9 protein-coding genes are annotated in these 6,112 nt (G+C 69.4%); 3 read left to right on the top strand and 6 right to left on the bottom strand.

Translation table 11 applies throughout. The features are described from left to right. The coding region (locus A2790_RS22135; protein WP_293396555.1) for an SMP-30/gluconolactonase/LRE family protein at positions 1 to 264 on the top strand (264 nt) is incomplete at its 5' end. A 247-nt stretch (positions 265 to 511) separates the two neighbouring features. After that, a complete protein-coding gene (locus tag A2790_RS22130) occupies positions 512 to 1,027 on the top strand; it encodes an Hsp20/alpha crystallin family protein (protein WP_293396553.1) in 516 nt (171 codons plus the stop codon). Between the two features lie 133 nt (positions 1,028 to 1,160). Here A2790_RS22130 and A2790_RS22125 read toward each other — a convergent pair whose 3' ends face one another. From A2790_RS22125 to A2790_RS22110, 4 genes are all read right to left on the bottom strand, one after another. Then, positions 1,161 to 1,292, bottom strand: a complete 132-nt coding sequence (locus A2790_RS22125; protein ID WP_293396551.1) for a hypothetical protein — start codon at positions 1,290 to 1,292, stop codon at positions 1,161 to 1,163. A 39-nt stretch (positions 1,293 to 1,331) separates the two neighbouring features. After that, positions 1,332 to 2,087 carry a Bax inhibitor-1/YccA family protein gene (locus A2790_RS22120; RefSeq protein WP_293396549.1) on the bottom strand — a complete coding sequence of 252 codons (756 nt, stop codon included), beginning with the start codon at positions 2,085 to 2,087 and terminating at the stop codon, positions 1,332 to 1,334. Between the two features lie 81 nt (positions 2,088 to 2,168). Next, positions 2,169 to 2,882: an acetoacetyl-CoA reductase gene (gene phbB / locus A2790_RS22115; protein WP_293396547.1), complete on the bottom strand. Its 714-nt coding sequence runs from the start codon at positions 2,880 to 2,882 to the stop codon at positions 2,169 to 2,171. Positions 2,883 to 2,884: 2 nt separating this feature from the next. Continuing rightward, a complete protein-coding gene (locus A2790_RS22110) occupies positions 2,885 to 4,627 on the bottom strand; it encodes an alpha/beta fold hydrolase (RefSeq protein WP_293396544.1) in 1,743 nt (580 codons plus the stop codon). 104 nt (positions 4,628 to 4,731) lie between these two features. On the opposite strand from A2790_RS22110, the gene A2790_RS22105 reads away from it, so the two are divergent. Beyond that, positions 4,732 to 5,244: a VTT domain-containing protein gene (locus A2790_RS22105; RefSeq protein ID WP_293396542.1), complete on the top strand. Its 513-nt coding sequence runs from the start codon at positions 4,732 to 4,734 to the stop codon at positions 5,242 to 5,244. 65 nt (positions 5,245 to 5,309) lie between these two features. On the opposite strand, the gene A2790_RS22100 is transcribed toward A2790_RS22105, so the two are convergent. Together A2790_RS22100 and A2790_RS22095 are read right to left on the bottom strand one after the other, a co-directional pair. After that, positions 5,310 to 5,465, bottom strand: a complete 156-nt coding sequence (locus tag A2790_RS22100) for a hypothetical protein (protein WP_293396540.1) — start codon at positions 5,463 to 5,465, stop codon at positions 5,310 to 5,312. A gap of 29 nt (positions 5,466 to 5,494) precedes the next feature. Continuing rightward, positions 5,495 to 6,112: Crp/Fnr family transcriptional regulator (locus A2790_RS22095; RefSeq protein WP_293396538.1), on the bottom strand; the 618-nt coding region annotated here is incomplete at its 5' end.

The raw sequence follows: 6,112 nt of genomic DNA, 5'->3' as shown, positions 1-6,112 counted from the left end.
GACGCGGACGGCTTCCTGTGGAACGCGCGCTGGGGCGCCGCTTGCCTGATCCGCTATGCGCCCGACGGCCGAGCGGACAGGATCATCGACGTGCCGGCGCGCCAGCCCTCCAGCTGCGCGTTCGGGGGCGAGGACATGAAAACCCTCTACGTGACGACCGCCCGGCACGGCCTGGACGCAGCGTCGGCGGGCCCCTTCGACGGCCGCCTGCTGCAGCTCCGCGTCGAAACGCCCGGTCTGCCGCTCCCGGTCTTCGCCGGGTGACGCAAGACGCAAGATTGGCCCTTGTGCGCCCAGGGCTTTGACCTAGTTCACCCTATGCCGCCGATGTGGCGGCCGAGGAGTTCGTCGGCCGGGGACCTGGCCGGCGCGCCGCACGTGGCGACGCGGCACGGTCCGGTGTCATGGACAGCCGGTCAGGCGGGCGCCGAAGCTTACGTCCCCCAGCCGGCGGACGCCCGCTCCCCGCGCCGTGGACTCCTCGCGAATTGTCCCAGCAAGGAGGCAAGCGATGGATCGTAAGGATCTCGCCACGCAAGGGGCGAACGACCGCAGTCCCGCCCCTCAGTCGCGTCAGGACTGGCTCGGGCCCGCCTTCGGCGGATTCGGTCCGCTGGTGGGTCTGCGCGACCAGATGAACCGGCTCTTCGATTCCGTCTTCAAGGACCTCACCGCTCAGACCTCGGCCGTGAGCTGGCCGAGCATCGAGGTGCAGGACAAGGACGGCGCCTACCGGATCAGCGCCGAGCTGCCGGGCCTTGACGAGAAGGACGTCGAGGTCTCGCTGCAGGACGGCGTGCTGACCATCCGCGGCGAGAAGAAGGCGGAGACCGAGGACAAGGAGCGGCAGTACAGCGAACGCTACTACGGCCGCTTCGAGCGCCGCCTGTCCCTGGGCGAGCTCGACGAGGAGAAGATCACCGCCAGCTTCGACAATGGCGTGCTGACCATCACCGCGCCGAAGTCGCCCAAGGCCGAGGCTCAGGCCAAGCGAATCCCGATCAGCACGGGCCAGACGGTCCACTGATCGGGCGGGGCGCCGTTCAGCGCTCCGGACAGCCCCGGGAGAGCGGTTCTCGCCAGTTCCGCCCTCTCCCGGGGCCTTCTTTTTTGTGGGCGTGGCCCGGCGTCCGAGCGTGCCAAAAAAGAAGGGCGCCTGGTTAGGCGCCCATGAAGATCGCTCCGACGACGAAGCCTATGGCGGCGATGAGGACGGCGATCGCGCTGTAGGCCAGGATCTCCTCCTCCTTCGACATGCCCGACGTCGCCGTGCGGGTCTTGGTCTCAGCCATCCGGTCTCACCTCCTTTCCGTGCCGGTTATGGGGTCACCTCAGTCCCGCCGCTGGCCGAACAGGGACAGCAGGAATTGGAAGAGGTTGATGAAGTTGATGTAGAGGCTGAGCGCGCCGTAGCTGGTGGCCACCCCGCGCGCGGCCTCGTTCCCGCCGAGTTCGTAGTAGCTCAGCTTGAGGCGCTGGGTGTCGTAGGCGATCAGGCCCGCGAACACGAACACGCCGATCACGCTGACCGCGAACTGCACGGCTTCCGAGCGCAGGAACAGGTTCACCAGGCTCGCGATGACCAGGCCTATCACGCCGACGATCAGGAAGGAGCCGAAACCGGTGAGATCCTTCTTGGTCGTGTAGCCCACGAGGCTCAGCGCCCCGAAGGCGGTGGCGGTGATCAGGAACATCGAGGCGATGGAGGCGCCGGTGTACATCAGCCCCACCACGCCCAGGGAGGCCCCGATCAAGGCCACGATGGTCCAGTAAAGGGCGCTCGCCGAGCCGCTGGTGGGGTTTCGCATCGCAAACCCCGAAACCAGCAGGATGCCCAGCGGGGCGAAGGCGACAATCCAGCCCAGCGGGGTCATGCCGGCCAGACGGCCATCGGCGCCCACCACGAACATCAAGTCGCGGATCGGCGCAACGCTCGAGGTCAGGTAGGCGAGGGCGGCCGAGACGACCAGGCCCAGGGCCACCTTGTTGTAGACCCCGATCATGAAGGATCGAAGGCCCGCATCCACGGCCATGTCGGCGCGCTGAGCGGGTATCGATCCGTATTGGCTTCGATAAAGATCGCTCATTGCTGAAGGTCCCTAGATTGAAGAGGTCTTCCTCCAGCTTTTTGAATCTAGGACGGGGCCGCGGACGCACAAGACCACGCTTCAGGCGAGGTATTGGCCGCCGTTCACGTTCAGCGTCTCTCCGGTGATGAACCCTGACTCGTCGGCCGCGAGGAAGGCGACGCAGCGGGCGATCTCTTCCGGCCGCGCCAGGCGTCCTACGGGGATCTGCGCCACGATCTCCTCGAGCACGGCCTTCGGCACGGCCGCCACCATCTCCGTGTCCGTGTAGCCGGGTGAGACGGCGTTCACCGTGACGCCCTTGCGCGCGCATTCCAGGGCCAGGGCCTTGGTGAAGCCGAGGACGCCGGCCTTGGCCGCCGCATAGTTGGTCTGGCCGATCTGGCCCTTCTGCCCGTTGACCGACGCGATGTTGACGATCCGGCCGTAGCCGCGGTCCCGCATTCCGGGGAGCACTTGACGCGTGACGTTGTAGAGGCCGGTCAGGTCCACCGCGAGCACGGCGTCCCAGGCGTCCGGCTCCATCTTGTGCAGCATGGCGTCACGGGTGACGCCGGCGTTATTGACCAGGATGTCGACCGGTCCCAGCTGCGCCTCCACCTGGGCGACGGCGCGGGCGCAGACCTCCCGGTCGGTGACGTCGCAGGCCACCAGCGGCATGGCCAGATCGGGTCTGGGGTCCAAGGCCGGCCGGACGTTGAGGCCGGCCACGCGATGCCCCTCGGCCGCCAGCCGTTCGCAGATGGCGCGGCCAATGCCCCGGCCGGCGCCGGTCACGAGCGCCACGCGGCCCATGGTCAGCGCTCCATGACATACCGCCCGGGCGCGGCCTCCACCTCGGCGAGGCAGCCGAGCGGCCTGGCCTTGGCGGGCGGGCGGGTCGCAGGCCCGGACCGGTCGGCGAGCCAGCCGGTCCAGGCCGGCCACCAGGAGCCCTCTTGCCGCGGCGCGCTCTCCACCGCCTGAGGCGGCATGTAGGGCGATCCGGCCGCGGCGGTCACGATGCGATAGTAGGCCTTGGGCTTGCCCGGCGGGCTGACGACGCTGGTGTTGTGTCCGCCGCCGGTGAGGACGAAGGTGCGCTCGCCCGAAGCGTGGAGCTCGAGGCGCTGCACCGAGCGCCAGGGCGCAATGTGGTCGAGCTCGGCGCCCAGCACGAACAAGGGCGCCCGAAGATCCTTCAGGCCGATTTGGCCGCCGTCGACGATCATCTCGCCGCGCGCGAGGCGGTTCTCCAGATAGCAGCCGCGCAGATATTCGGCGTGCATGCGCGCCGGCATGCGGGTCGTGTCCGCCAGCCAGGTCTCCAGGGGACCCGCCGCGGCCGCCTCACCCTTGAGATAGCGGTTCACGATCCGTGGCCACAGCATGTCGTTGGCGCGCAGGCCGTAGAAGGACAGCGCCATCTGCCAGCCCTGGAGCACGCCGTGCGCCTGCATCGCGGCCTCCAAGGCGGCCACGTCAGCTTGGGTGAGGAGCTTGCGGTAGTCGCCGGCCTCCTCGAAGTCGGTCTGCGCGGCCAGCAGGCTCACGGAAGCCAGCGCCGGATCGCCGATCCGGCCGCGCCGGGCGGCCTCGATGGCCAGCAAGGTCCCGCCCAGGCAGTAGCCGACCGCATGTACGGGCGCGCCGCAGATCGATCGGGCAAGCGCGATGGCGGTCTCCACGCCCTCGCGCCGGTAGTCGTCCAGGGCGAGCTCGCGGTCGTCGGCGCTGGGGTTGCGCCACGAGATGGCGAAGACGGAGAAGCCTTGCTCGAGAAGGTGACGGACGAGGGACGTCTCCGGCGTCAAATCCAGGATGTAGAACTTCATGATCCACGCCGGCACGAGCAGGACCGGCTCCGGCCGCACGCTCGGGGTGGCCGGATCGTACTGGATGAGCTCCATGAGGCGGTTGCGGAAGACGACCTTGCCCGGCGTGGCCGCCAGGTCCTTCCCGACCTTCAGCACATCCTCGCCGGCGAGCGGCTTGCCGTCCAGAAGCCTGCCGGCGTCCTCGAGCCAGAGCGCGGCGCCGTCCAGGAGCGTGCGCCCCCCGCTCCGCGCCGCGGCGGCCAGCACCTCTGGGTTGGTCCACGGTTGGTTGCTGGGGGACATCGCCCCAAGGCTCAGCAGGCCCAGGTGCTCGACGCGGCGGCGATCCTGTTCGGCAAGGCCCGGCAAAGGCGCGCATCCGGTCCGCCAGAGGCGCTCGAGAAGGAGCTGTGTCTGGGCCAGGGCTGAGAACGGCGGCGCCTCCCATCCGGCGCCAGCGAACCGCTTGTCGTCGCGATCGGGCTGGAACGCCCAATGGCTGCGCGCCGACGGGGCGGTCGCAATGGCGGCTGCGCCGCGGGCCAGCGCCGCGCCGAGTTCGCCAAGGCGCTCGGAATGTTGGCAGACCTGCTGCGCCCAATTGGAGAAGGCCGCCATCGTGGGCGCGGGATCCACACCGCCGGTCGCGCAGGCCAGCGCTTGCCGCAGCGCTTCCGGCCACGTCGGCGACTGAGAGTCGGCGACCTTGTCGGCCGCCTCTTGAGAGGAAGCATCGAAAGCCACGGTTCACCTCGATTTCGCAGATGCGAAATGGGTCAAGCCGCGGCTCGGTCAAGAGGTCTGGAAAGGCGCCGCCGCCGCCCTAGCTCTCAGGGCGGAGAGCTCCCATGGAGGACGTGCTCATCGAGATCGAGCAGTGGCTGCGGGCGGGGGTCGGCTGGGCCGGACCCGCACTGGCGATCGCCGCGCTCCTGGAATCGCTCGTGGTGGTGGGCGCCGTCGTGCCGGCCACCCCGGTGCTGGTGGCCATCGGCGGGGTGATGGCCGCAGGGCATGCGCCGCCGACCCTGCTCGCCTGGGCGGCCGCCGGCGCCTTTGCGGGCAACTGGACCTCGTTTGAATTGGGAGCCGCCGCGCGCCGGCGAAACCTGCGTCTCCCCAGCCGACTGGGGGATCAGGTCGGTCAGGTGACGGAGGGCCTTTTCGCGCGCTACGGCCCTGCGGCGATCATCGTCGGCCGCTTCCTTGGCCCGGCGGCCTCGGTCGCGCCGTTCGCGGCCGGCTGGAGCGCCATGCGCCGCTCGCGTTTCCTGCTGGCGAACGCCGCGACCTGCATACTCTGGCCCTCGGTGATGGCCAGTCTCGGCTACTTCGGGGTGGAGGCGATCCTGGCGCTGTAGCCCGGCCGTCTCGATAGCCGCTACTTGGCTGGCGGCGCCGGCCTCCCTGTCCGCAGACGCGGCCGTCAGGCGTCGAGGGCGCGATAGGCCTCCTCCGCGACGACGACCAGTTCGTCGAGCGGCAGATCCCGTGGTGTATCCACGGGACGCTCAGGGATCGCGCCGATGGGCGCTTCGAAGCTCTTGAGGATTTCGATCTCGGGTTTTTCGATGTCGGGCATCGTTCGCTCTTAAGGATAGTGTCTGACGATCAGGATATAGGGCGCGCCTCGGCCGAGGCAGGGTTCGAGGCGCCGCTCCGGCCGGCTGGAAGCAGGAGCAGCTTGCGACCCGCCCGCGCCAGCCGCCCCGCCTCGCAGAGCTTGCGCACCTCTCGGCTTGTGGTCTCGGGCGACAGGCCGAGGAAGTCGCTGAGCTCGATCTGGCTCAGGGGGAGGGGGCAGGGCGCCGCGCCCGCCACCAGCCGCTGCGAAAAGGCGTCCAGACAGGCGGCGATCCTCTCGGCGGCGGGCAGGCTGCGGATGCAGAGCACGTGCTGGGCGAAAGCGCGATAGTGGCCCAGGCAGCGCTGGGCGACCTGCATCAGCGGATCAGGCTGTCCCTTCGTCGAACGGACGAAGGCGGCGCTCGAATAGGCTATGAGTTCGAGGTCCGTGCTCGCCTCGGCGGTGCAGTCCCGGACGTCGAGCGCGAAGCCGAACAGGTCGCCTGGGAAGCAGAAGCCGACGATCTGCCTGCGGCCGTCGTTCGAGTAGAGCAGGAGGCGCACGCAGCCCGCCTCCACACGGTAGAACGTCGTGGCGGCCTCGCCTTCCTGGTACACCGTCTGCCCTCGACAGCGTCGCACGCGCCAGCCGACCACGTCGCG

Source organism: Phenylobacterium sp. RIFCSPHIGHO2_01_FULL_69_31, assembly GCF_001824475.1.
Classification (GTDB): Bacteria; Pseudomonadota; Alphaproteobacteria; order Caulobacterales; family Caulobacteraceae; genus Phenylobacterium.
Note: the sequence above shows the minus strand (reverse complement) of the source record. Positions and strands in the feature narration are given on the sequence as shown.